23 protein-coding genes are annotated in these 23,461 nt (G+C 55.4%); 10 read left to right on the plus strand and 13 right to left on the minus strand.

Annotated features, from left to right (window positions below):
- Positions 1–42: 42 nt before the first annotated feature.
- The 3 genes from ACEPLT_RS10035 to ACEPLT_RS10045 all read right to left on the minus strand — a co-directional run bounded on the left by ACEPLT_RS10035 (position 43) and on the right by ACEPLT_RS10045 (position 2,726).
- A complete protein-coding gene (locus ACEPLT_RS10035; RefSeq protein WP_008502426.1) occupies positions 43–522 on the minus strand; it encodes an RrF2 family transcriptional regulator in 480 nt (159 codons plus the stop codon).
- Positions 523–660: 138 nt separating this feature from the next.
- Positions 661–2,049 carry a sensor histidine kinase gene (locus tag ACEPLT_RS10040; RefSeq protein ID WP_447088373.1) on the minus strand — a complete coding sequence of 463 codons (1,389 nt, stop codon included), beginning with the start codon at positions 2,047–2,049 and terminating at the stop codon, positions 661–663.
- Positions 2,049–2,726 carry a response regulator gene (locus ACEPLT_RS10045; protein ID WP_021241213.1) on the minus strand — a complete coding sequence of 226 codons (678 nt, stop codon included), beginning with the start codon at positions 2,724–2,726 and terminating at the stop codon, positions 2,049–2,051. Before ACEPLT_RS10045 ends, ACEPLT_RS10040 begins: the two co-directional genes overlap by 1 nt.
- Positions 2,727–2,929: 203 nt before the next feature.
- Here ACEPLT_RS10045 and ACEPLT_RS10050 point away from each other — a divergent pair, with 203 nt between their 5' ends.
- Positions 2,930–3,766 (plus strand): MipA/OmpV family protein, encoded by an 837-nt coding sequence (locus ACEPLT_RS10050; RefSeq protein ID WP_232928854.1) that lies wholly within the window; start codon positions 2,930–2,932, stop codon positions 3,764–3,766.
- A gap of 392 nt (positions 3,767–4,158) precedes the next feature.
- The gene (locus ACEPLT_RS10055; protein WP_032674681.1) at positions 4,159–5,880 is read left to right on the plus strand and encodes a SulP family inorganic anion transporter; all 1,722 of its coding nucleotides are present in this window, start codon (positions 4,159–4,161) and stop codon (positions 5,878–5,880) included.
- Between the two features lie 134 nt (positions 5,881–6,014).
- On the opposite strand, the gene ACEPLT_RS10060 is transcribed toward ACEPLT_RS10055, so the two are convergent.
- The 5 genes from ACEPLT_RS10060 to ACEPLT_RS10080 form a co-directional block, all read right to left on the minus strand.
- The gene (locus ACEPLT_RS10060) at positions 6,015–6,239 is read right to left on the minus strand and encodes a hypothetical protein (RefSeq protein ID WP_032674682.1); all 225 of its coding nucleotides are present in this window, start codon (positions 6,237–6,239) and stop codon (positions 6,015–6,017) included.
- A gap of 248 nt (positions 6,240–6,487) precedes the next feature.
- Positions 6,488–7,057, minus strand: a complete 570-nt coding sequence (locus tag ACEPLT_RS10065) for a hypothetical protein (protein ID WP_032651686.1) — start codon at positions 7,055–7,057, stop codon at positions 6,488–6,490.
- Between the two features lie 154 nt (positions 7,058–7,211).
- Positions 7,212–7,826, minus strand: a complete 615-nt coding sequence (gene dmsD, locus ACEPLT_RS10070; protein WP_008502419.1) for a Tat proofreading chaperone DmsD — start codon at positions 7,824–7,826, stop codon at positions 7,212–7,214.
- A 93-nt stretch (positions 7,827–7,919) separates the two neighbouring features.
- Complete coding sequence (gene ynfE, locus ACEPLT_RS10075; RefSeq protein WP_232928857.1) at positions 7,920–10,361, minus strand: selenate/tellurate reductase subunit YnfE; 2,442 nt, start codon at positions 10,359–10,361, stop codon at positions 7,920–7,922.
- Positions 10,362–10,492: 131 nt separating this feature from the next.
- Positions 10,493–10,762: a DUF1161 domain-containing protein gene (locus ACEPLT_RS10080; protein WP_021241220.1), complete on the minus strand. Its 270-nt coding sequence runs from the start codon at positions 10,760–10,762 to the stop codon at positions 10,493–10,495.
- 98 nt (positions 10,763–10,860) lie between these two features.
- Here ACEPLT_RS10080 and ACEPLT_RS10085 point away from each other — a divergent pair, with 98 nt between their 5' ends.
- A complete protein-coding gene (locus tag ACEPLT_RS10085; protein ID WP_008502416.1) occupies positions 10,861–11,577 on the plus strand; it encodes a YnfC family lipoprotein in 717 nt (238 codons plus the stop codon).
- Between the two features lie 143 nt (positions 11,578–11,720).
- Here ACEPLT_RS10085 and speG read toward each other — a convergent pair whose 3' ends face one another.
- The gene (speG, locus tag ACEPLT_RS10090) at positions 11,721–12,281 is read right to left on the minus strand and encodes a spermidine N1-acetyltransferase (protein WP_008502415.1); all 561 of its coding nucleotides are present in this window, start codon (positions 12,279–12,281) and stop codon (positions 11,721–11,723) included.
- A complete protein-coding gene (locus tag ACEPLT_RS10095; RefSeq protein ID WP_008502414.1) occupies positions 12,281–12,619 on the minus strand; it encodes a DUF1283 family protein in 339 nt (112 codons plus the stop codon). Before ACEPLT_RS10095 ends, speG begins: the two co-directional genes overlap by 1 nt.
- Before the next feature lie 152 nt (positions 12,620–12,771).
- Between ACEPLT_RS10095 and ACEPLT_RS10100 the strand changes: the two genes are divergently transcribed.
- The 5 genes from ACEPLT_RS10100 (at position 12,772) to ACEPLT_RS10120 (ending at position 18,581) form a co-directional block, all read left to right on the plus strand.
- Complete coding sequence (locus ACEPLT_RS10100) at positions 12,772–13,098, plus strand: YnfA family protein (RefSeq protein WP_048989542.1); 327 nt, start codon at positions 12,772–12,774, stop codon at positions 13,096–13,098.
- 110 nt (positions 13,099–13,208) lie between these two features.
- Positions 13,209–14,423 (plus strand): D-mannonate dehydratase ManD, encoded by a 1,215-nt coding sequence (manD, locus tag ACEPLT_RS10105; protein WP_023292552.1) that lies wholly within the window; start codon positions 13,209–13,211, stop codon positions 14,421–14,423.
- Positions 14,424–14,437: 14 nt separating this feature from the next.
- A complete protein-coding gene (locus tag ACEPLT_RS10110; protein ID WP_232928859.1) occupies positions 14,438–15,457 on the plus strand; it encodes a Zn-dependent oxidoreductase in 1,020 nt (339 codons plus the stop codon).
- A gap of 73 nt (positions 15,458–15,530) precedes the next feature.
- The gene (locus tag ACEPLT_RS10115; RefSeq protein WP_008502410.1) at positions 15,531–16,898 is read left to right on the plus strand and encodes an MFS transporter; all 1,368 of its coding nucleotides are present in this window, start codon (positions 15,531–15,533) and stop codon (positions 16,896–16,898) included.
- A 219-nt stretch (positions 16,899–17,117) separates the two neighbouring features.
- Positions 17,118–18,581, plus strand: coding sequence for a mannitol dehydrogenase family protein (locus tag ACEPLT_RS10120; protein ID WP_232928862.1), 1,464 nt, complete (start codon positions 17,118–17,120; stop codon positions 18,579–18,581).
- Between the two features lie 43 nt (positions 18,582–18,624).
- Here the strand turns inward: ACEPLT_RS10120 and ydfZ are convergent, their stop codons facing one another.
- On the minus strand, positions 18,625–18,828 hold the full coding sequence (gene ydfZ, locus ACEPLT_RS10125) for a putative selenium delivery protein YdfZ (protein ID WP_014883679.1): 204 nt from the start codon (positions 18,826–18,828) through the stop codon (positions 18,625–18,627).
- Between the two features lie 287 nt (positions 18,829–19,115).
- Between ydfZ and ACEPLT_RS10130 the strand changes: the two genes are divergently transcribed.
- On the plus strand, positions 19,116–19,547 hold the full coding sequence (locus tag ACEPLT_RS10130) for a universal stress protein (RefSeq protein ID WP_023292549.1): 432 nt from the start codon (positions 19,116–19,118) through the stop codon (positions 19,545–19,547).
- A gap of 35 nt (positions 19,548–19,582) precedes the next feature.
- On the opposite strand, the gene ACEPLT_RS10135 is transcribed toward ACEPLT_RS10130, so the two are convergent.
- Together ACEPLT_RS10135 and ydfG are read right to left on the minus strand one after the other, a co-directional pair.
- Positions 19,583–20,269: a GntR family transcriptional regulator gene (locus ACEPLT_RS10135; RefSeq protein ID WP_106105966.1), complete on the minus strand. Its 687-nt coding sequence runs from the start codon at positions 20,267–20,269 to the stop codon at positions 19,583–19,585.
- A gap of 91 nt (positions 20,270–20,360) precedes the next feature.
- Entirely contained in the window at positions 20,361–21,107 is a 747-nt protein-coding gene (gene ydfG / locus ACEPLT_RS10140) for a bifunctional NADP-dependent 3-hydroxy acid dehydrogenase/3-hydroxypropionate dehydrogenase YdfG (protein ID WP_023292548.1), read from the minus strand.
- A gap of 142 nt (positions 21,108–21,249) precedes the next feature.
- On the opposite strand from ydfG, the gene dcp reads away from it, so the two are divergent.
- Entirely contained in the window at positions 21,250–23,283 is a 2,034-nt protein-coding gene (gene dcp / locus ACEPLT_RS10145) for a peptidyl-dipeptidase Dcp (protein WP_232928864.1), read from the plus strand.
- Positions 23,284–23,461: the final 178 nt, after the last annotated feature.

The raw sequence follows: 23,461 nt of genomic DNA on the forward strand, positions 1-23,461 counted from the left end.
GCCTTCACAGTGAAGGCGGTTTTTTTTCGCATCAGGTAAACGTTATGACGTTTTTTGATACTGGGCAATGAGGTCGGGGAGCGGATCCCATCCGCTGCTGTCGGCGTTTTTAACCGCTTCCAGGGCGCTAGCCACGGTATGGCGCTCCAGTACCGCTAACGACGCCTGCTCAGCCTCTTCGGAAATCGATTTAAAGTACCAGCAGGCGTTAGCGCTGACCACGCAGCGGGCCGGTACGTCAGGGCGCGACGCCCACAGTTTTTTATCTTCGATAACCGAAAGGTAGATGTCGCGCAGGGTGATCTCTTCCGGCGGGCGACCAAGATGAATGGAGCCGTTACGGCCAAGCGTTGAGACGATAATGCCGTCTCGCGTCAGCGGAACCATCAATTTGCGGATGAAGCTCGGGTTTGCTTCCAGACCGTAGGCCAGAATCGCGCTCGTCGAACGTTCACCCAATTGCTCCGCCATCGCTACGCTGAGAACCATCTGCAAAGCTGTCGGGAAGCGGTAATCTAACATTTCTCTGTCCTGGGTTGCGGTGAATCTTGTTCTTTTTGGCACCGCAGAGGTGAATAAGCAATAAACAACAATATAACAAATACGGTAATTATTTTGAAGCAATCTGCGGCATTTGCGATCAAACCCCCCTGTTCTGCTTTAGCTAAACGTGCGGTTCGGGAAGTCAACCGTGACCAGGAGGCCACCTTCTGCAGATGAACCCAGATCTACGCTGCTATTGTGCTGCTGCGCCACCGCTTTGACGATGGCAAGCCCCAGCCCGCTGCCGCTCTGCACCTGATTGGGATCGCGGAAAAAGCGGTCGAACACGCGCTCCTGCAGCTCATCCGGAATACCCGGGCCCGCATCGGAGACGCGCAGCTGAACGACGCGATCGCAGGCGCTCACGTCGACCTGAATCCTCCCGCCCTCGGGGCTGTACTTCACGGCGTTCTCAATGAGATTATCAATCAGCGACACCAGGCGTTCCCTGACGCCGTGGATCCAGACGTCATCCTCGGCAAAGAATTCCAGCTCAATTTTGCGCGCAGACGCTAGCGGTTCCAGCTCGGCCATTCGTTCCTGAATAAGCGTTGTCAGCGGCACGGGTTCTATAGCCCTATCAATGCGCGCTTCACTGTGCATCATCAGCAGCAGCTGATTGACGAGGCGTGCGGCGCGGCTGTTGCTGCGAATCACGCCCGCAAGCAGCTCCTTCTGGCTCTCGCTGATGACCCAGGACTGCAGCGCCTCCACGTTGATGCGCATCGCCGCGAGGGGGGTACGCAGCTCGTGCGCGGCATCCGCGATGAAAATCCGCTCCCTTTCCGCGCTTTCACGCACCCTGGCAAGGAAGTCGTTGATCGCGTCCACCATCTGTCGAAGCTCCCGGTGCTTCGGTACGGCTCTTAAAGGAGAGAGGTCGTCCGGCGTGCGTAACGTAATTTCATTGACCACCTTATTCCATGGACGCATCGCAATGCGGATTGAGAGCCACGCGGGAAACAGCAGAAACGGGAAGCAGACCAGCAGTGGCAGGATGTAGTACCCGCGAGAGTTCAGATAGATAAAGAAGTTCCAGCCGCTGGCTGGCGTGAAGAGGGTGACCTCCACGTCAGAGTGAGGGGATTTAAGGGTGCGGCTGGTCCAGGTACGATCTCCACTCTGAACGTGCTCCAGTTCTCCGAACCGGGTGTTTGTTATCCCCGCGGGCGCACCGTCGGAGGCAAAAATAACGGCATTATTCTTGCGAACGATGAGGTTAATCGACAGCACGGGATCTTCCCCTCCGCCGTAACCTTCCCGCAGGGCTTGGCTAAAGGCTTCCAGCACGGCGGTACGATCCTGCGGACGTCCGTCCATACGCTCAACCAGGGTAAAAACGGTTTCGTATGTTTTACTGCCCGTGAGGATGGGAGGGCTGCGCAGGTCCTCCCACAGAATGAAGGTTAGAAAAAGACACCACAGCAGGGTAAGCAGCAGCATCTGGGCGATGATAATTCGGCGCACCAGCGTCGGGCGCCTCAGGTGATACCAGACGTTTTGCATTAACCGCTCACCTTTTGAATGGAGACGGTATCAATGACGTACCCGACGCCCCGGACCGTTCGCACATAGCCGTCGCCGATTTTCCGCCGCAAATTTCCCATATGCACGTCGAGCGCGTTGCTGAGGTTCTCTTTGTTGCCGAATATCCTTTCTTCCAGAAACCGCCGTGTCAGCACGCGGTCCGCGCGCAGCATCAACGTTTCCAGCAGCGCGTATTCACTGGCCGTTAAATCGATATGGCGCGCACTCACCGTCACGCGACGCGTTGGGACATGAAGAGAGAGCCCGCGAATTTCTATCGCCTCATTTTCAAAACCGTAGCTGCGCCGTGCAAGGGCTCGCACTCTCGCCAGCAGCTCGGCGAGAATAAAGGGTTTGACGAGATAGTCGTCCGCGCCGGCATCCAGCCCGCACAGGCGATCCTGCAATGTCCCTCGCGCCGTCAGGATGATGACGGGGATCCCCTTGAGCTGCTGGCGCAAACGCGTCATCAGGCTCATGCCATCGCCGTCGGGCAGCCCCAGGTCGAGCAAAATAAGTTCCGGCACGCAGACGTCAAGCTGATGCAGCGCATCCTCTTTACGGCGAACCCATATGACGTCAAACCCTTGATCTGAGAGGGCGATACGTACGCCATTGCCGAGATCCAGGTCGTCTTCGATAAGTAGAATTTTCACATTGGTAACGGTATCAACCGTGAATGAAGAATTTCTTAAGAAAAAAACGGTAGCAGGAAATCTGTCCGGATGACAGCGCCCGCGCGCGCTTCAGTCTTTCTTCATTTTCGGCTCATAAGAACCTTAGGGTCACGCTTCAAAATGGGCGTTCCGGCGTTTAACCGCCTGCATCGTCATCATTTGCATCCATAAGGACTTCCTTAATGAGAAATATCGAACTGCGTCATACGTTCCCTCATTTACTTTCGGGCCGCTGCCTGAAAACCCTCGTGCCGGGCGTCGTTCTGGCGTTACTGGCTACGCCTGTACTGGCGGAAGAACAGCGCCAGGGTAACGTCTTAACCCTGGGGGGCGGCGTGGATGTGGGGCCGCGCTACTCGGGTTCAGAGAAAACCCGCGTCTCAGCGGCTCAGGTAGTGGATTATTCCATGGCAAATGGCTTCTTCATCGGCACCACGCGTGGGATCGGTTATGGTAACAATGTTGGCAACCTGGATTACAGCGCAGCGCTGAGCTATCGAACGGGCCGTAAAGATAAAGACGTGAGCAGCGATTCGATCAGCTCTGGCAGCGACGAGTTGAGAGGGATGGGAGAGATTAAAGGCTCGGCAATCATCGTGCCCGGGCTGGGGTACAAGGTGACCGACTGGCTGAATCTGCAGCTGCAGGCTGAGGTTCCGGTGTCTGAGAGAGACAACGGTGAAGCGGTACATTTCGGCATTTCCAGCCCGTTCTACACCTCACCCAAAAATGAGGTGACGATGGAGGTGACCGGCAGTTGGGGATCCGACAAGTATATGCAGACGTACTATGGGGTCAGCGCCGCCCAGTCGGCCGCATCGGGCTTTGCCCGACATGACGCCGGGGCCGGGATTTATGCCTGGTCGATGAACCTTGACTGGACCCACAAGCTCACCTCGCGCTGGAGCGTGCTTGCCTCTGCGGGCGTGACGCAGCTGACGGGGGATGCGGGCGATAGCCCGATTGTGCATCGTAAAACGTCGCCGACGGGGAGTTTGAAGGTGACATACAGTTTTTGAGCATGTGATAACGACGTATATAAGCCGCTCCGGTTAAGATGGCGGGGCGGTACTGCTGGGTGACGGGAAGAGTGATGGACTGTCTCAATCTCAGGGTGTGTTACAACCTGCTATCTATGCCAAAATGATTCAACATTAGCGATTAACGAGACTTACTGATAATGACCATTGTATTTATTCCATCACTTGCTTTCATCATGGCATCCGGCACGACCAACCCCGGTTAAGCCGCAGTATCTGAACTACGTTTAACATCAGTCAGAATAATAAAAGAGTTAACGTTTTATTAGATTCGCAACAGTGTCGGCCTCCGTCCGGAGCATTTGAAAACCAGAACCTCACTAAGAAATGTGCCAACATGACGCGAGTAATATCCCTGTCCGGAGAATAATGTGTTCGGAAAACTGTTGTTAAACTACATGCCAGGGCTACAAAATTTGTTGGCCTACGATAAAAGCTGGCTAAAACATGATGTTAAAGCGGGGTTATCCGTTGCGGCCGTAGCGCTACCTGTTGCGATTGCTTACGCTGAGCTGGCGGGGGTGGGGGCAATTGTAGGGCTCTATTCCTGCGTTTTACCGATGATAGCTTACGCACTGTTTGGCTCTTCACGCCAGCTTATTGTGGGCCCAGATGCCACAACCTGCGCGGTGATTGCGGCCGTCGTATTTCCGCTTTCTGCAGGAAACCCCGAACTGCACTGGCAGCTGACGATCATCATGACATTGATGATGGGCGGGTGGTGTTTGCTTGCCAGTAAATTTCGGCTGGGCGCGCTCGCCGATCTGCTGTCTCATCCCATTCTTACCGGTTTACTTAATGGCGTAGCCGTGACGATTATCGTCGGGCAATTAGGCAAGGTGTTGGGGATTAAGCTTGATGAAGCGCAGGTTATTGAAAAAATAATCGCCTTGCCAGGTCGACTTTCAGATAGCCATTTATTAACCGTAGGAATATCCCTTTTTACGTTAATTATTTTAATGGTGATCAAAACGTATCGCAGCCAGTGGCCAGCACCTTTAATCGCCATTGTAATAACAACGGCACTGATATGGGTGACCTCTGCACAACAGTATGGGATTGCCACGATTGGGGGAGAGGGCTTCCAGCCTGGTTTACCGGTCGTTCACTGGGGGGCGTTCCAGCCGGGGCCGATGCGTGATTTGGTGATCCCTGCGCTGAACCTGGCGTTGGTCAGTTTTGTCAGTCTGATGCTGACCGCCCGCAGTTTCGCCGCAAAAAATGGCTACGAAATTAATGCGGATGCAGAGTTCCGGGCTTTGGGTATTGCGAACATTATGTCGGGGTTATCTCAGGGGTTTGCTATCAGTGGCGCCGATTCCCGGACCGCGGTGAATGATTCGGTTGGGGGGAAAAGTCAGTTGGTTTCCGTGGTCGCCGCCTTGATCATCGGTATCGTCGTAGTATTTTTCACCCAGCCATTACAATTCATTCCGGTATCTGCGTTAGGGATTGTTCTAATGTATGCATCGTGGTCATTGATTGATTTACGTGGACTATGGAACCTGAGGCGCAGAAATAAACAGGCCTTTCGCCTGGCCTTCTTCACGTTTGGCTGTGTGTTAATTATCGGCGTTATCCAGGGGATCGGCCTTGCAGTGTTGCTTGGCCTGTTGCAGTTCCTTCGTACGGTATTTCGCCCCTCTGAGCACCTGCTGGGCACTGACGAAGAGGGAATGATTCACTCGTTAGGGAATACCACCGATATAAAAATGGTCCCGGGCGTACTGATGTATCGATTTAACTCACCGTTGACCTATTTTAATGTGGCTTATTTTAAACGTCGGGTATTGAACCTGGTTGATGGAGCAGCCATACAGCCTAAATGGGTGGTCATTGATGCCGTTGCCTGCTTCACCTATTCAGACATCAGTGTCCTGGCAACCATTAATGAGTTAAAGCGCGATCTGAAAGGTCGACAGATTAAATTAATTCTTGCGGGCAGGAAAACGGAGTTAACACGCTGGTTTAAAGACAGTCGGCCAACAATGAATGATGATGACATGATTCTGGCGCCAGACCTCTACCTGGCACTTCGGTTCATTCAGAGCAAAGAGAGTGCGAGTGAGGGGGAATCAGTCGGTGATACATAACCAAATAGTGGTGAAAGGCTCGTAACGCATGCTACTGGCAGGCAGGGAACACTCACAATTTCTACCACCGAGCCTCAGCTACTGTTGGCCTGGACAGTGAGATGTTCCTTGCCTGCCTTACTTTCTTCTGCCATCTATCTCAGTAAAACCTGAATCAGCTGAACAAAGATATACACTGCCGCCGCCACGCGTATTGCCTGCCAGCCCCATCTGAGATAGCGCCATTCATAGCGTTCTCTGGCATTAGCCTCTGCTATAGCGGAGTCATAACGCTTTTTTTTCTTTCTCCTGACTCCGTCTATTACCCACAGGATGAGAATAAAGATAATGATGGTTTTCTGAAGTATGGGATTATCCACTAAAAATGACTCCGACTTGCTCGCTGAAAAAGCAGAATAGAGGAACAGTCGTCACGTATCCACCACTAAATGTGGGGGTATGAATGAAATTTACCCTGATTCGATTTTGAGATGACCCTGCCCGTAGCCGGTTTCTCCGCTGTGAATGCGCAATCTCTGGTGCGACGGATCAGGCTGACGGCTATAAGCAAGGAGCGGACCTTGAGTACCATTCATTTTCGCCAGAACAAAAATAGATAGGGTAGTGCCTACAAATAAATAAACTCATAACTCACAATGTAACTTCCAATATTATTCACACGGGCCGTTACCCACACCCCAGTCATTCCCTGCTTACGGTGGCTGTGCAGATATTCTTTGTTTGTACAAAGCTGAATCCATCTGTTGGTGTTCTGATCTTTTAACCAGAGACCCGCTTCACAATGGCCATGCTTACCTCTCGAAGGCCCCGGAAAGACAACCTCATATTCAGATTCATAGCCAATTATTTTGTCCGGGAAGAGATAGACATAAATATCATAACCATTTAAGCTCAATACAAACCCAAGGCAAAAACCGCATAAGAAAGTATTGGCAAAGTATTTTAAAGTTTGGTTAAAAGCGTGCACAAAAAAAGCGCGTATAACCAAAAGCGCGCCAATCGCTACTCCAACAGAAATATACGTGGTCAATTCAGGAACCGATTCTTGCAAAATGGTATAATTGGAGATGCTTGTTGTCCATGACATATACCAGATCCATGCACCTAAAATGGTAAATGTTATGGCTGTTATAAGTAGCCTTTTAAAATTATTTACGGAAGGGTGTTTTCCAGTCATTTTTTTATTTTGTATGTATCAACAGATAGCATCATTTTTTTAGGAAAGGCCATTATATATCATCAATCTTAACATGACTCATGTTTCGATATGAATTTTTAAACGCTATCTTCTGAGTGCTGCTTGCCCGCTACCCGCGAGCAAGCCACACCCCTTAGCGATACAGCGTCTTTTCCGCAACCGGAATAAGGAGCCCGGATCGCCAGTCCGCGAGCGTCAGCTGCGCAAGCTTACCCAGCGCGGTATAAAACGGATGCCCGGCGTTGTCGACAAACACGGACAGGAAGCGGGTGCTCCACGGCAGCAGGTGCCACGCCAGAAGTTGAGCACACTCCTCATCGCGGCCGTTCTCGGCCAGCCATGCCGCCAGCAGTAGCAAAGTCCCGAAGTGATCTTCCGGTTCATTCTGCTGCATCTCAAACGCGATAGCGTTCTCCCGCATCCACTGGCGCAGCGCGAGGGTCGAGTCGCCGAACAGCACGGATTCGCGGTCCAGCCAGACGGAGCCCCACGGTGGCGCGGGCAGGGCGTAAGGGCCAATAAACAACCGTTGCCAGGCGTCCCTCAGCGGCTCATCGGCAGACGCGGCAAAGGTGTCAGCGACTGGCTGCAGCGTTCCTGGCGGCAGGGGCCAGTCCTGAACCCATTCGCCTGCGGTGAGAGCCTGCACCAGCGGCGCGGCCTGCTCGCTGTCCGGCGCGAAATAAAACAGCGCACCCAGCACCCGGGCGCTGAACGCGAACGATTCACGATGTGAGACATCTTTCATTACATCTTCCTTGCTCGCGCGGAGGGGGTCCGCGCGACTGAGTTAACCGATAATACAAACCATAGAATAAACCACGGTCACGCCATTCACCCGTTACACCTTCTCGATCTGTACCAGATTGGTGTGCTGCGGGTTGCCTTTGGCCAGCGGTGACGGGCGGTGCGTGGTCAGGGTGTTGATGCATGAGCCGTGGTCGACACGATCGCCACTCATATTGGCGTCGTGCCAGGCCCCCTGGCCCATGGCGCTGACGCCGGGCATGATGCGCGGCGTCACTTTCGCTTCAATTCTTACCTCACCGCGGGCGTTAAAGACGCGCACCGTATCGCCGTTCTTAATGCCGCGTTTTTCGGCATCGACGGGATTAAGCCAGACCTCCTGGCGGCAGGCGGCTTTCAGCACGTCCACGTTACCGTAGCTCGAGTGGGTACGGGCCTTAAAGTGGAAGCCAAACAGCTGCAGCGGGAACCGCGCGCGCTCGGGCGCGTCCCAGCCGTCGAAGGTTGACGCGTAGACGGGCAGCGGGCTGATGGTCTCATCTTTTTCCAGCTCCCAGGTGGCCGCAATCTCCGCCAGCTTGCTGGAGTAAATTTCAATCTTACCCGATGGGGTTTTCAGCGGATTGGCTTCCGGGTTTTCACGGAATTTTTTATAGGCCACAAAATGGCCGTTCGGATCTTTGCGCTTGTAAATGCCCCTTTTTTTCAGCTCGTCATAGGACGGCAGTTTGGGATCTTTTTCGAGCATTTTGGCATACAGATACTGCAGCCACTGTTCCTGCGTCCGTCCTTCGGTGAATTTCTGGTGGATATCCGGCCCGAGGCGTTTCGCCACTTCGCTCATGATCCAGTAGATGGGCTTGCGCTCAAACTTCGGCGCGGTCACGGGCTGAAGGAATATCAGGTAGCCCATGTTGCCCGCATAATCGTTTGGAATGATGTCTTCCTGCTCGACGGTCATCAGGTCCGGCAACACGATATCGGCATACTTCGCTGACGACGTCATGAAGTTATCGATGACCACAATCATTTCGCACTTGCTTTCATCCTGCAGGATATCGTGGGTTTTATTGATATCGGAGTGCTGGTTGATGAGGGTGTTGCCCGCGTAGTTCCAGATGAACTTAATCGGCACGTCCAGCTTATCCTTGCCGCGCACGCCGTCGCGCAGTGCGGTCATCTCCGGCCCACGGGCGATGGCGTCCGTCCAGCTGAAGCAGGAAATTTGCGTTTTGACCGGGTTATCCGGCAGCGGCATACGTTCGATGGTGATGGTGTAGGTGGACTCACGCGCGCCGCTGTTCCCGCCGTTGATTCCGACGTTTCCGGTGAGGATCGGCAACATGGCGATGGCGCGGGAGGTCAGCTCGCCGTTCGCCTGACGCTGAGGTCCCCAGCCCTGACAGATATAAGCCGGTTTAGCGGAGCCGATTTCGCGGGCAAGCTTAACGATGCGATCGGCGGGAATACCGGTGATGCGGGAGGCCCATTCCGGCGTTTTCGCCGTGTGGTCATCGCCCTGGCCGAGAATATACGCTTTGTAGTGACCGTTAGCAGGCGCGCCTTCCGGCAGCGTTTTTTCGTCGTAGCCAACGCAGTATTTGTCGAGGAATGGCTGGTCGACCAGGTTTTCGTCGATTAATACCCAGGCAATACCCGCCACCAGCGCGGCATCGGTTCCCGGACGGATCGGGATCCATTCATCTTCGCGTCCGGCTGCCGTGTCGGTGTAGCGCGGGTCGATAACAATCATGCGCGCATTGGACCGCTCGCGAGCCTGTTCCAGATAGTACGTAATCCCGCCGCCGCTCATGCGCGTTTCCGCCGGGTTATTGCCGAACATGACCACCAGTTTGGTGTTTTCGATGTCCGAGGTACTGTTGCCGTCGTTGCTGCCGTAGGTGTAGGGCATCGCGCAGGCAATTTGCGCCGTGCTGTAGGTGCCGTAGTGGCTCAGGAAGCCGCCGTAGCAGTTCATCAGGCGCGCCACCAGCGAAGCGTAAGGGGAGGAGCGGGTGATATTGCCGCCGACAATCCCGGAAGAGTAGTTGATATACACCGCTTCGTTGCCGTAGTTGGCCACCACGTCTTTCAGGCTGGCGGCGATCGTGTCGAGCGCTTCATCCCAGGTGATGCGTTCGAACTTGCCTTCGCCGCGTTTGCCCACGCGCTTCATCGGGTAGTTCAGACGGTCAGGGTGATTGATGCGGCGGCGAATAGAACGTCCGCGCAGGCAGGCGCGCACCTGGTGATCGCCATACACATCCTCGCCGGTGTTATCCGTTTCGACCCAGTACACTTCGTTGTCGCGGACGTGCAGACGCAGCGCACAGCGGCTGCCGCAGTTGACCGAGCAGGCGCCCCACACCACGGTATCTTCAGGAGGCTGGACGGCGTGCTTCACCGCAGCGGCAGCGCTTTTAAGGCCAAAGGGAAGCGAGAGCCCACCAGCGGCAAGCGCCAGAGAACCTATCGCCGTAGATTTCACGAGAGTTCGACGGCTAATTCCGCCGTCGTAATGTTCAGCATCGGACATGGCTCACCCCATCATTATTATTGCGTATTATTTCTCCCGAAATGATATCCGGGCTAATGATGGGGTGAGTGTTACTTATTTGGGGGTATTAGATCTTAATCCTTGTCAAATCAAAGGGAATTGACGCTCAATTACTGAGGTTCAGCTGCCGCACCGCTGCCTGTGCGGGTGTACAGAATTTTAAAGGTGTCGTTAGCGCAGTGGCCTACAACCTGCGTGCCCGGCTGATCGGCCTGGTCGTTCGGCACAATGTTCAGCGTAAAACCTGACTCAGGCACGCCGTTGTTGACGATCTTCTGCTGAATGTCGCTTTTCACGCGCTCGCAGGAATCCGGTGCCGCCAGCGCGGCCGTTGAGGCACTCATTAACAGCAGGGCGGTAATCCAGGGTAACCGTTTCATCTGTAGCTCCTTTTCTCTGTGTAGAGATTAATTTTAGCAGGCTTCGTGTAAACATCTGTATTTGCTAATATGATTGGGAATAATCTCCCTGTACGGAAATGAATGTGAAGAAATATGCAGCGATAACGCTCCTGGCAGCAACACTGGTGGGGTGCGACAACAGCTCCGCGCCGCTGTCGTTTACGCCCGAGATGGCGAGTTTTTCAAACGAATTTGATTTTGATCCGCTGCGCGGCCCGGTCAAAGACTTTACCCAGACGCTGTTCAACGAGAAGGGCGAAGTGTCTAAACGGGTCACCGGCACCGTCTCGACGGAAGGGTGTTTCGATACGCTGGAGCTACACGACCTGGAGGCCAACACCAGCGTGGCGCTGGTGCTGGATGCCAATTACTATCTTGATGCGGAAACCCAGCAGCGCAAAGTGAAGCTGCAGGGCAAATGCCAGCTGGCCGAACTGCCGTCAGCCGGGGTAACGTGGGATACCGACGACAACGGATTTGTGGTGGCGGCGCACGGTAAAGAGATGGAAGTGAAGTATCGCTACGACGCGGATGGTTACCCGCTGGGCAAAACCACCGTATCAGGGGATCAGCATCTGTCCGTCCAGTCGACGCCGTCGAAAGACCTGCGCAAAAGAATGGATTACTCGGCAGTCAGCATGTTGAATGACAAGCCGCTGGGCAACGTGACGCAGAGCTGCGACTACGATCGCCACAATAACCCGGTGAGCTGCGATCTGACCATCACGGACGACAGCGTCAAACCCGCCGTTGAGCACAAGTACACCATCAAGAACACGATTGAATATTACTGAGCGTAAAGTGCATTTTGTGCGTTTCGCCCGGCGGCGCTACGCTTGCACGGGCCTACAATGAAGCACCCTGTAGGCCGGGTAAGCACAGCGCCACCCGGCAAGAAAGACAGCTCAATGGTTTATGACACGGTTTGTCATCACTCTCACTGCGCGGTAGGTTTCAGCAGGCTGGCGCCTGACGGTTTATGTCCGGCCAGGTGCTGATGCTGGAAAATGCACATGCGGATGGTGTTGCGGTATTCACCGTTGATAAAGAACTCGTGAATCAGCTCGCCTTCCACCATAAAGCCCAGCTTGCGATAGATATGGATCGCTTTTTCGTTCTCTTTGTCCACAATCAGGTAAAGCTTGTAGAGATTCAGAACGTTGAATCCGTAATCCATTGCCAGCCTGGCCGCGCGTGACGCAAGGCCTTTTCCCTGATGCTCAGGGGAGATGATGATCTGGAACTCCGCCCGACGGTGAACGTGGTTGATCTCAACCAGCTCCACCAGCCCGGCTTTTTCACCTTCACACTCCACCACAAAACGACGTTCACTCTGATCGTGAATGTGCTTATCGTAGAGATCGGACAGCTCGACAAAGGCCTCATAAGGCTCTTCGAACCAGTAGCGCATTACGCTGGCATTGTTGTCGAGCTGGTGAACAAAGCGCAGGTCTTCACGCTCCAGCGGACGGAGTTTAACGTCGCAGGGCGCCGACATTATGGGGCTACCGTGCGGCCAGTGCGGCGATCCAGGCAGCGCAGGGTGTTAGGCTCCCAGTAGGCATTGACGTTTGCACTTTGCTGACACTTATCGCGCGCGTCAAAAGCGACATCTTCTTTGTCCCACTCTTTTTCGGCACGTTTGTTGACCTTCTGGCGAAGGCTACGGGTGTCATTCCATTGTTCTTTGTCCATCGCGGCGTTCTGGCGGCTTTGCGCGCTGTCACCAGACTCAATAATGAGCTTGCTGGTTTCCGCTGTCGCAGAGGCGGCAAAGGCGAACGATGACAGCGCCAGCAGGGCTGTCAGACAAAGGCGTTTGCTTAATGTGGTCATAGCGTTTCCTTTTAAATGGGTGCAGATAATCAAGTTACCCCGTACAGATTCTACACTAAAGCGAAATGACGGCATACCCGCGGAGCAAGTATGGAAAAGTAAAGGGCATCATCAGGTATGATGGTTAAATAAATCCTCACCTGACGTGAAATATGCTTAAAACGACGCTGCTTTTTTTTGCGACTGCGCTGTGTGAAATCATCGGCTGCTTCCTGCCCTGGCTCTGGCTCAAAAAGGGTGGAACCGTATTGCTGCTCATTCCGGCAAGCGTTGCACTTGCTCTTTTTGTCTGGCTGTTAACGCTGCATCCGGCGGCCAGCGGGCGCGTTTACGCGGCTTACGGCGGCGTCTATGTCTGCACGGCGCTGCTGTGGCTGCGCGTGGTGGACGGCGTCAAGCTCAGCGCATACGACTGGGCCGGGGCGCTGATTGCCCTGTGCGGTATGCTGATTATTGTGGCGGGATGGGGCCGCGCATGAGCCCCCGGTTTTGTGATCGTTAGCTTATTTTACGATCATTATACTTGTATGGTAGTAGTGTAGTTGCGTAAATTTCCGACATCACAACGAACGATGTAAGGAAAGGAATTATGAAGATTGTCGCGGCTGACGTGTTTGTAACCTGCCCGGGGCGGAACTTTGTCACACTTAAAATCACCACCGATGAGGGGATTGTCGGCCTCGGTGACGCTACGCTAAACGGACGCGAGCTCTCCGTGGCCTCATACCTGAAGGATCACCTTTGCCCCCAGCTCATTGGCCGCGATGCGCACCGCATCGAAGACATCTGGCAGTTCTTCTACAAAGGTGCTTACTGGCGTCGCGGTCCGGTCACCATGTCGGCCATCTCAGCCGTGGATATGGCGCTGTGGGATATCAAAGCCAAAGCGGCCAACATGCCGCTCTACCAGCTGTTGGGCGGCGCCTCCCGCGAAGGGGTGATGGTCTACTGTCACACCACCGGCCACACCATTGACGACGTACTGGAAGATTACGCCCGTCACAAAGAGATGGGCTTTAAGGCGATCCGCGTGCAGTGCGGCGTGCCGGGCATGAAAACCACCTACGGCATGGCCAAAGGGAAGGGGCTGGCCTACGAGCCTGCGACCAAAGGCGACTGGCCGGAAGAGCAGCTCTGGTCCACGGAAAAATACCTCGACTTCACGCCGAAGCTGTTCGACGCGGTGCGCAGTAAATTCGGCTTCAATGAGCATCTTCTGCACGACATGCACCACCGCCTGACGCCCATCGAAGCGGCGCGCTTCGGCAAGAGCATTGAAGCGTTCCGCATGTTCTGGATGGAGGATCCCACCCCTGCGGAAAACCAGGCCTGCTTCCGCCTGATCCGCCAGCACACCGTTACGCCCATTGCGGTAGGCGAAGTGTTTAACAGCATCTGGGACTGCAAGCAGCTCATCGAAGAGCAGCTGATCGACTATATCCGCACCACCATTACCCACGCGGGCGGCATCACCGGGATGCGCCGCATCGCGGACTTCGCGTCGCTCTATCAGGTGCGCACCGGCTCGCACGGTCCGTCGGATCTGTCGCCTGTCTGCCACGCCGCCGCGCTGCATTTCGACCTGTGGGTGCCGAACTTCGGCGTGCAGGAATATATGGGCTACTCCGAACAGATGCTGGAGGTCTTCCCGCACAGCTGGCGCTTTGATAACGGCTATATGCATCCGGGCGACAAGCCGGGGCTGGGCATCGAATTTGATGAGAAGCTGGCGGCGAAATACCCGTACGATCCGGCCTATCTGCCGGTGGCCCGTCTTGAAGACGGCACGCTGTGGAACTGGTAAGCGAGGAGCAAACGATGAAAAGCGTAGTGATTCAACAGCCGAACGAACTGGTAATTGAACAGCGGCCACGCCCGGAGCCGGGCGCTGGTGAAGTGCGCGTTAAGGTTAAACTGGCCGGGATTTGCGGTTCAGACAGCCACATCTACCGCGGGCATAACCCGTTTGCGAAGTATCCGCGCGTCATCGGCCATGAGTTTTTTGGCGTGATTGACGCCGTAGGCGAGGGCGTTGACAGCGCGCGCCTGGGCCAGCGCGTTTCGGTCGATCCGGTAATCAGCTGCGGGCACTGCTACCCGTGCTCCGTGGGAAAACCGAACGTCTGCACCTCGCTGGTGGTGCTGGGCGTTCACCGTGACGGCGGCTTTAGCGAATATGCGGTCGTGCCCGCACAAAACGCCTGGCCCATTCCGGATGACATTCCTGATAAGCACGCCGTCATGGTTGAGCCCTTCACCATCGCCGCCAACGTAACGGGGCAGGCGAAACCGACTGAACAGGACGTCGCGCTGATATATGGCGCCGGGCCGATGGGGCTGGTTACGGTTCAGGCCCTGAAAGGCGTCTATAAGGTGAAGCAGGTTATCGTGGTTGATCGCATAGATGAGCGTCTGGCGATGGCCCGGCGCAGCGGCGCGGATTGGGTCTTTAATAACGGCGAGCAGTCGCTGCAGGCCGCGCTGGAGGAAAAAGGCATCAAACCGACGTTAATCATTGATGCCGCCTGCCATCCCTCCATTTTGCAGGAAGCGATAACCCTGGCCTCGCCGGCGGCGCGCATCGTGCTGATGGGGTTCTCCAGCGAGCCGAGCCAGATTGTTCAGCAGGGCATCACCGGCAAAGAGCTGGCGATCTTCTCCTCGCGCCTGAACGCCAACAAATTCCCGGTCGTTATCGACTGGCTGAAGAGGGGGCTGATCGACCCGGAAAAACTGATCACCCATACCTTTGACTATCACCACGTTAAAGACGCTATTGAACTGTTTGAGAAAGACCAGCGGCAGTGCTGCAAAGTTTTGCTCACGTTCGGCCAATAATCATTTACGCGGTTAAGCGCCTGCGCAGACAGGCGCTATGTGGTACGCATCTTACCTTTCAGAGATAGCCATTATGACGCAAGTACAACCTCAAAGAACCACATCCGATCTGGTGAAAGCCGCCGTTTCCGGCTGGCTGGGCACTGCCCTGGAATTTATGGATTTCCAGCTTTACTCGCTGGGCGCCGCTCTGGTCTTCCATGAGATCTTCTTCCCGGAACAGTCCGCCGCGATGGCGCTGATCCTCGCGATGGGCACCTACGGCGCAGGCTATATTGCGCGCATCGTAGGCGCCTTTATCTTCGGCAGAATGGGCGACAGCATTGGTCGTAAGAAGGTGCTGTTCATTACCATCACCATGATGGGGATCTGCACCACGCTGATTGGCGTCCTGCCGACCTACGCGCAGATCGGGATTTTTGCCCCCGTGCTGCTGGTGACGCTGCGCATTATTCAGGGCCTCGGCGCCGGGGCCGAGATCTCCGGGGCCGGGACCATGCTGGCGGAGTACGCGCCGAAAGGTAAACGCGGCATCATCTCCTCGCTGGTGGCGATGGGGACTAACTGCGGGACGCTGAGCGCAACGGCGATCTGGGCCATCATGTTCTTTGCCCTCGATCGTGAACAGCTGCTCGCCTGGGGCTGGCGCGTGCCTTTCCTCGCCAGCGTCGTGGTGATGATCTTCGCCATCTGGCTGCGTATGAACCTCAAGGAGAGCCCGGTCTTTGAGAAAGTGAACGATGTGCAAGCTGCGCAGCCGGACACCTCACTGGGTTCCATGGTGAAAAGCAAATCCTTCTGGCTGGCGACCGGCCTGCGTTTCGGCCAGGCGGGCAACTCGGGGCTCATCCAGACCTTCCTCGCGGGCTATCTGGTCCAGACGCTGCTGTTCGATAAGGCCATCCCGACCGATGCGCTGATGATCAGCTCCATTCTCGGGTTTATCTCCATTCCGCTGCTGGGCTGGCTTTCCGATAAAGTGGGGCGCCGTCTGCCGTACATTATCCTCAATATCTCCGCCATTATTCTGGCCTATCCGATGCTGTCGATCATCGTCGATAAGAGCTATGCGCCGGGGACGATCATGCTCTGCATCATCGTTATCCATAACTTCGCCGTGCTGGGGCTGTTTGCGCTGGAAAATATCACCATGGCGGAGATGTTTGGCTCGCGAAATCGCTTTACCCGTATGGCGATCTCCAAAGAGGCGGGCGGTCTCGTAGCGGTGGGCTTTGGTCCGGTACTGGCAGGGATCTTCTGCAATATGACCGGCTCCTGGTGGCCAATTGTCGCCATGCTGGTGGCCTATTCCGTGATTGGACTGATCTCGGCGATCCTGATGCCGGAAGTGCGCGACCGTGATTTAAGCGCGGCGCAAGACGCAGCCGAGTCTGCGCCGAAAGAGACGGTCGGTTACGGTGCCGTCTCCTCGCGACGCTGATGGTTTATAGCTTGCGCTACCTGTCACACAACTTTGATTTTGTGTCACACCACATGAACAAAAGTTAATATAAATCAAAATCTCAAACGGCAGTATCAGTATGGTTGATGGCAGTAATTTTTTACCCCAACTGCCATTCTAGTTGGTGTAGTCAGCAGGCGCTGCCGCTTCAGCATGGGCGGCAGCGATCCACAGCTTTCTAATTAACGAGTCTTAATCATGGAAAATACCTTATTACAGGCCAACGCGACGCTGCCACAGTACGATCGCGACAGCCTTAAAGCACGCATCGTTCATTTAGGGTTTGGCGCATTTCACCGTGCGCATCAGGCAGTGTACGCCGACATCCTCGCCGCGGAACACGGCAGCGATTGGGGATACTGTGAGGTTAACCTGATTGGCGGCGAACAGCAGATTGCCGATCTGAACGCGCAGGATAACCTCTATACCGTGGCGGAAATGTCTGCCGATGCGTGGACCTCCCGCGTGGTTGGCGTGGTAAAAAAGGCGCTGCATGCGCAGGTTGACGGGCTGGAGACCGTGCTGGCCGCGATGTGCGAACCGCAGGTGGCGATTGTCTCGCTGACCATCACCGAGAAAGGGTACTGCCATTCCCCGGCGACCGGGCAACTGATGCTCGATCACCCTTTTATCGTCGCAGACCTGCAAAACCCGCACCAGCCGAAATCTGCGCCGGGTGTGGTCGTGGAAGCGCTGGCGCGGCGTAAGGCGGCGGGTTTGCCAGCGTTTAGCGTGATGTCCTGCGATAACATGCCGGAGAACGGTCACGTGATGCGCAATGTCACCTGCGCGTACGCCCGTGCGGTAGACGGTGAGCTGGCGGACTGGATCGAATCCCACGTTACTTTCCCGTCAACGATGGTGGATCGCATCGTGCCTGCGGTCACCCCCGACACGCTGAATAAAATTGAACAGCTTACCGGCGTGCGCGATCCGGCGGCGGTGGCCTGTGAACCGTTCCGTCAGTGGGTGATCGAAGATAACTTTGTGGCCGGCCGTCCAGCGTGGGAAAAAGCCGGAGCCGAGCTGGTGTCAGATGTTATCCCGTTTGAAGAGATGAAGCTGCGCATGCTTAACGGCAGCCACTCATTCCTGGCGTACCTGGGCTATCTGGCGGGCTATCAGCATATTAACGACTGTATGGATGATGAAAACTACCGCGTCGCCGCGCACGCCCTGATGCTTAACGAGCAGGCGCCTACGCTGAAGGTCAAAGGCGTCGATTTAGGACGCTATGCCGATCTCCTGATTGCCCGCTACAGCAACCCGGCCCTGCGCCATCGGACCTGGCAAATTGCAATGGACGGCAGCCAGAAGCTTCCGCAGCGCATGCTGGATTCCGTGCGCTGGCACCTGGTGCATCAGAAGCCTTTCCCGCTGCTGGCGCTGGGCGTGGCAGGGTGGATGCGCTATGTCGGCGGCGTGGATGAGCAGGGTAACGCAATTGACGTGAGCGATCCGCAGCTGGCGGTGATTCAGGCGGCGGTGAAGGGCAGTGCGGAAGGGGAAAACCGGGTCAGGGCGCTGCTCGGCATTGAAGCCATCTTTGGCAAGGAGCTACCGCGTGAAGCCGTCTTTGTTGATGCGGTGATGAAGGCATACCAGACGCTGCTGCAAAAGGGCGCGAAAGCGACCGTGGCGCAGTACGTGTCTCAACGGTAATTCAGCACATGCCGCCGTTCGCGGCGGCATGTCTGCGCACCGTTTAGTGCATACCCAGGCGAATCAGCTCAATCGGTTCGAACTTACCTTCGCATCCTTCCACTTCAACCGTTTTGCTGCGGCGCACCTGCGCGGCATCCAGCCCGTCGCTGTGGATCGCTTTAATCACGCCAGTTTTGCCTGTGCCGCTAATCATGACGCGGCTGCCGGTGGTGATTGCATTGCGGTTACGGTCGTATGTCATCATGGTATTTTCTCCTCTCTAACCTGTTCGTTACGGCGTTATTTCAGGGTTGCCGTTCACGGGGCATATAAATACGCCTGTCTGCATCAGATGTTTTTGTTTTTGATCAAACTCACACTTTTTTCTTTATTGCGTCGGGCGCTGACCGTTCACGACAGCAATTGACAAAGCAGACCGTTATTTTCATTAACTGATAGTTTCAGCAGGGAAGCGTTGAGGGTTGGTTTATATTCCCGATGCCATTCTGGGTACAGGAAATAACCCTTTCATCGGAATAAGGAGCCAGGCTTATGTATAAGAAGATTTTGATGCCTGTTGATGTATTTGAAATGGATTTGAGTGACAAAGCGGTTCGCCACGCGGCTAACCTCGCGAAGGCCGAGGGCGCGTCGATTACCCTGGTCAATATTCTGCCGACCAGCAGCCGATCCCTGCTGCGCGGTTTTAACGCCGATATTAAAAAGTTCGAAGAATATATGACTGAGGAATCCGGGAAGAAAATGAACGCCTTAAAAAGGCTGTTCGACATCTCGCCGGAGAAAATTGACAGCCTGGTTCGCTTTGGCAACGTCCGCGATGAAATTATCAGGCTGAGCAAAGAGGGGGAATATGACGCGATCGTCATCGGGTCGAAAAATCCGGGCATCACCACCCATCTGCTGGGATCAAATGCGGAATCTATCCTGCGCTACGCCACAATTCCGGTGTTAGTCGTTCGCTAAACCCATCGCCGCGTCCGAAAGGGGGCGGCGTAATATTACTCTTCGCTAAACCACTCGCTATTTTCTTGACGAATCAGCTGCACGGATTCGCTAATTTCCTGCAGATGCAGCGTCATCGCCTTTTCCACGCCGTCCGGGTCGCGTTTTTCCAGCGCGCTGAAAATATCATGATGCTGTCGGAGCAGCATTTCCGGCGGAGAGACGTGATCGAGACTCATATAACGCACGCGGTCGATGGTGGCCTTGATGTTTTCGATGGTGTCCCAGGCCAGCTGGCAATCCGCAATCTGCGCCAGCTTCTGGTGGAATTCATCATCTAGCTGGAAGAAATCATTCAGCTGCTTACGGTCAATCGCAATCCGCTGCTGATGCAGGTTTTGCTCCAGCAGGTAACACTGCGTGTTGTTGATAAGCGTTGCGGCACGGCGCGCCACCGCGCATTCAATGGCCTGGCGAACAAAACAGCCGTTGCGCACCTGAGAGAGTGAAATTTTGTTCACGTAGCTGCCGCGCTGCGGGCGGATCTGAATCAGACCGTTTTCCGCAAGCTTAATAAACGCTTCACGCACCGGCTGACGGGAAACGTCAAAACGCACGGAGACCTCTTTTTCAGAAAGCGGCGTTCCCGGTGGGATCAGACAATGGACAATATCACGTCGCAAAATGCGATAGATTTGCTGGTTTACGGGCTGGGTGGGATTGAGTTGCGATTCAGCGGCCATGAGTTGTCATTTCTCAGAGAGTTAGCCTGAACATACTACCATTCTTTTATAACCCGAAACAGACCCGGCCCGCAGGCCGGGAAGGGCAGCGTTAGCCACGATGCACGCTAAGCCCGGCAAAACTCTGGCTGACCGGCATCATTTCTACGGTATTGATGTTGACGTGTTTTGGCAGCGTCGCCACCCACCAGACCGTTTCGGTGACATCTTCCGGCGTCAGGGCGTTAGCGTTTTCGTAGGTCTTGTCCGCTTTCGCGTCGTCGCCCTTGAAACGCACGTTGGAAAACTCGGTGCCGCCCACCAGGCCCGGCTCGATGTCGGTGACGCGAATGGCGGTGCCGTGCAGATCGGTACGCAGGTTAAGGCTGAACTGGCGCACAAACGCTTTCGTCGCCCCGTAGACGTTGCCGCCTGCATAGGGCCAGCTTCCGGCGGTGGAGCCGATATTGATAATGTGGCCGCGATTGCGCTCAACCATGCCCGGCAGCACCGCGCGGGTCATATAGACCAGCCCTTTGTTGTTGGTGTCGATCATGTTTTCCCAGTCTTCCACGCTGGCTTTGTGTGCAGGCTCCATGCCCAGCGCCAGACCGGCATTGTTGACCAGCACGTCGATGGCGCGCCACTCGGCGGGCAGGTTGGCAATCATCTCTTCAATCGCCGCGCGGTTACGTACGTCCAGCTGCGCGGTCAGGATGCTGTCGCCTAATTCGTCCTTCAGCTCCTGCAGACGTTCCTGACGGCGGCCCGTTGCAATAACCTTGTGCCCGTTGGCGACGAAGCGACGCGTGATGCTTTCACCAAAACCTGCCGTTGCCCCGGTAACTAAAATAATCATCTCACTGTTCCTCAACGCTTTTTGTGTTTTACTAACATAGCACGGCCGCAGAGGGTGCGTTAAGGCAACATTTGTATGACAGCGTTGCAGGGGATGGCGGCCTGGCCTACTCTGGGAGGATACCCGTACTCAGGAGTGAAAGATGACGGCCACGAATCCCTTTTTTGACATCAGCCTACTGCCTTACCAGGCCCCCCATTTTGATCAGATCGACGACAGCCACTATCGTCCGGCCTTCGATGAAGCCCTTCGCCAGAAGCGTGCGGACATTGACGCGATTGTCGCTCAGGCCGCTGCGCCTGACTTCACGAACACCGTGCTGGCGCTGGAGAAGAGCGGCGCCATGCTCTCGCGTGTCAGCAGCGTGTTCTTCGCCATGACTTCCGCGCACACCAATCCGTTTTTACAGGAGCTGGAAGAACAGTTCTCCACCGAGCTTGCCGCGCTGGCAAACGATATCTGGCTGAATGACGCGCTGTTTGCCCGCGTGGAGAGCGTCTGGCAGGACCGTGCCGCGCTGGACGCCGAATGCCGTCGTCTGGTCGAGGAGCTGTATCAGCGGTTTATTCTGGCCGGCGCGCGTCTGAATGAGACAGAAAAGGCCGAGCTGAAGGCGCTGAATACCGAAGCGGCCTCCCTGACCAGCCAGTTTAACCAGCGTCTGCTGGCTGCCGATAAGACCGGTGGGCTGGTGGTGGATTATGCGCACCAGCTTGACGGGCTCAGCGCAACGGTGATCGCTGACGCGGCGCAGGCTGCCGCGGAGCGAGGGCTAAACGATCGCTGGCTGATCCCGCTTTTGAACACCACCCAGCAGCCCGCGCTTTCCGCGCTGCGCAATCGTCAGACCCGCGAAAACCTCTTCAACGCAGGCTGGACGCGTACCCAGAAAGGGGACGAAAACGACACCCGCGCGCTGATTCTTCGTCTGACGGCGCTGCGCGCGCGGCAGGCCCGTCTGCTGGGCTTTGAGGATTACGCTAGCTGGAGCATCGCTGACCAGATGGCGAAAACCCCGGCCGCCGCGCTGGAATTTATGCGCGGCATTGTGCCTGCCGCCCGCGCCCGCGCGGAACGCGAACAGGCCGATATTCAGAAAGTCATCGACGACGAGCAGGGCGGTTTCACCGTGGAGGCCTGGGACTGGGCCTTTTATGCGGAGCGCGTGCGCCAGGCAAAATATGCCCTCGATGAGTTGCAGATCAGGCCCTACTTTGCGCTCAATACCGTGCTGCAGGATGGCGTATTCTGGGCTGCCAGCCAGCTGTTTGGCATTCGCTTCGTCGAGCGCTTCGATATCCCGGTGTATCACCCGGACGTCCGCGTATGGGAAATTTTCGACCACACCGGCGAAGGCATGGCGCTGTTTTACGGTGACTTCTTTGCCCGTGATTCCAAACAGGGCGGGGCATGGATGGGGAATTTCGTCGAGCAATCCTTCGAGTTTGCTGCCCGTCCGGTGATCTACAACGTCTGTAACTACCAGAAACCGGCGAATGGCGGTATCGCGCTTCTCTCCTGGGATGACGTAATAACCCTGTTCCACGAGTTTGGCCATACGCTGCACGGTCTCTTTGCCAGCCAGCGTTTCGCCACCCTTTCCGGCACCAATACACCGCGTGATTTTGTTGAGTTCCCGTCGCAAATCAACGAGCACTGGGCCAGCCATCCTCAGGTGTTTACCCACTATGCGCGCCATTACGAAACCGGCGAACCGATGACGGACGCGCTGCGGGAAAGCATGCTAAACGCGACCCATTTCAACAAGGGTTATGACATGACCGAACTGCTGGGTGCCGCGCTGCTGGACATGAACTGGCACGGCATCAGCGAGGCCGTTTTGAGCGTGGAGGATTTTGAAGCGGCAGCGTTGAAAAAAGAGGGGCTGGATCTGCCCGCCGTTCCGCCGCGCTACCGCAGCAGCTATTTTGCCCATATCTTCGGCGGCGGCTACGCGGCGGGGTATTACGCCTACCTGTGGACGCAGATGCTCGCTGACGATGGCTATCAGTGGTTTGTTGAACAGGGCGGCCTGACCCGTGAAAACGGGCAAAAATTCCGCGAGGCGATTTTGTCCCGCGGGAACAGTACTGATTTAGCTGAACTTTACCGGAACTGGCGCGGGCACGATCCGAAGATTGAGCCGATGCTGGATAACCGCGGATTGAGCGAATAGAGTCAATGCCGTATGAAAAAAGAACCGGGCTTTACGCCCGGTTTTTTATACGCCTGTAACCGTTACAGCATAAAAACTAAGATTATGTTCTTTATAAATAAAACCGGCGAGGTTAAAGGTCACTCCCTCCGGGAGATGTATTTAACCGAATTCAGGCTGTAAGAGAGCTAATAATTTG

Source organism: Enterobacter sp. fkY84-1, from assembly GCF_052974705.1.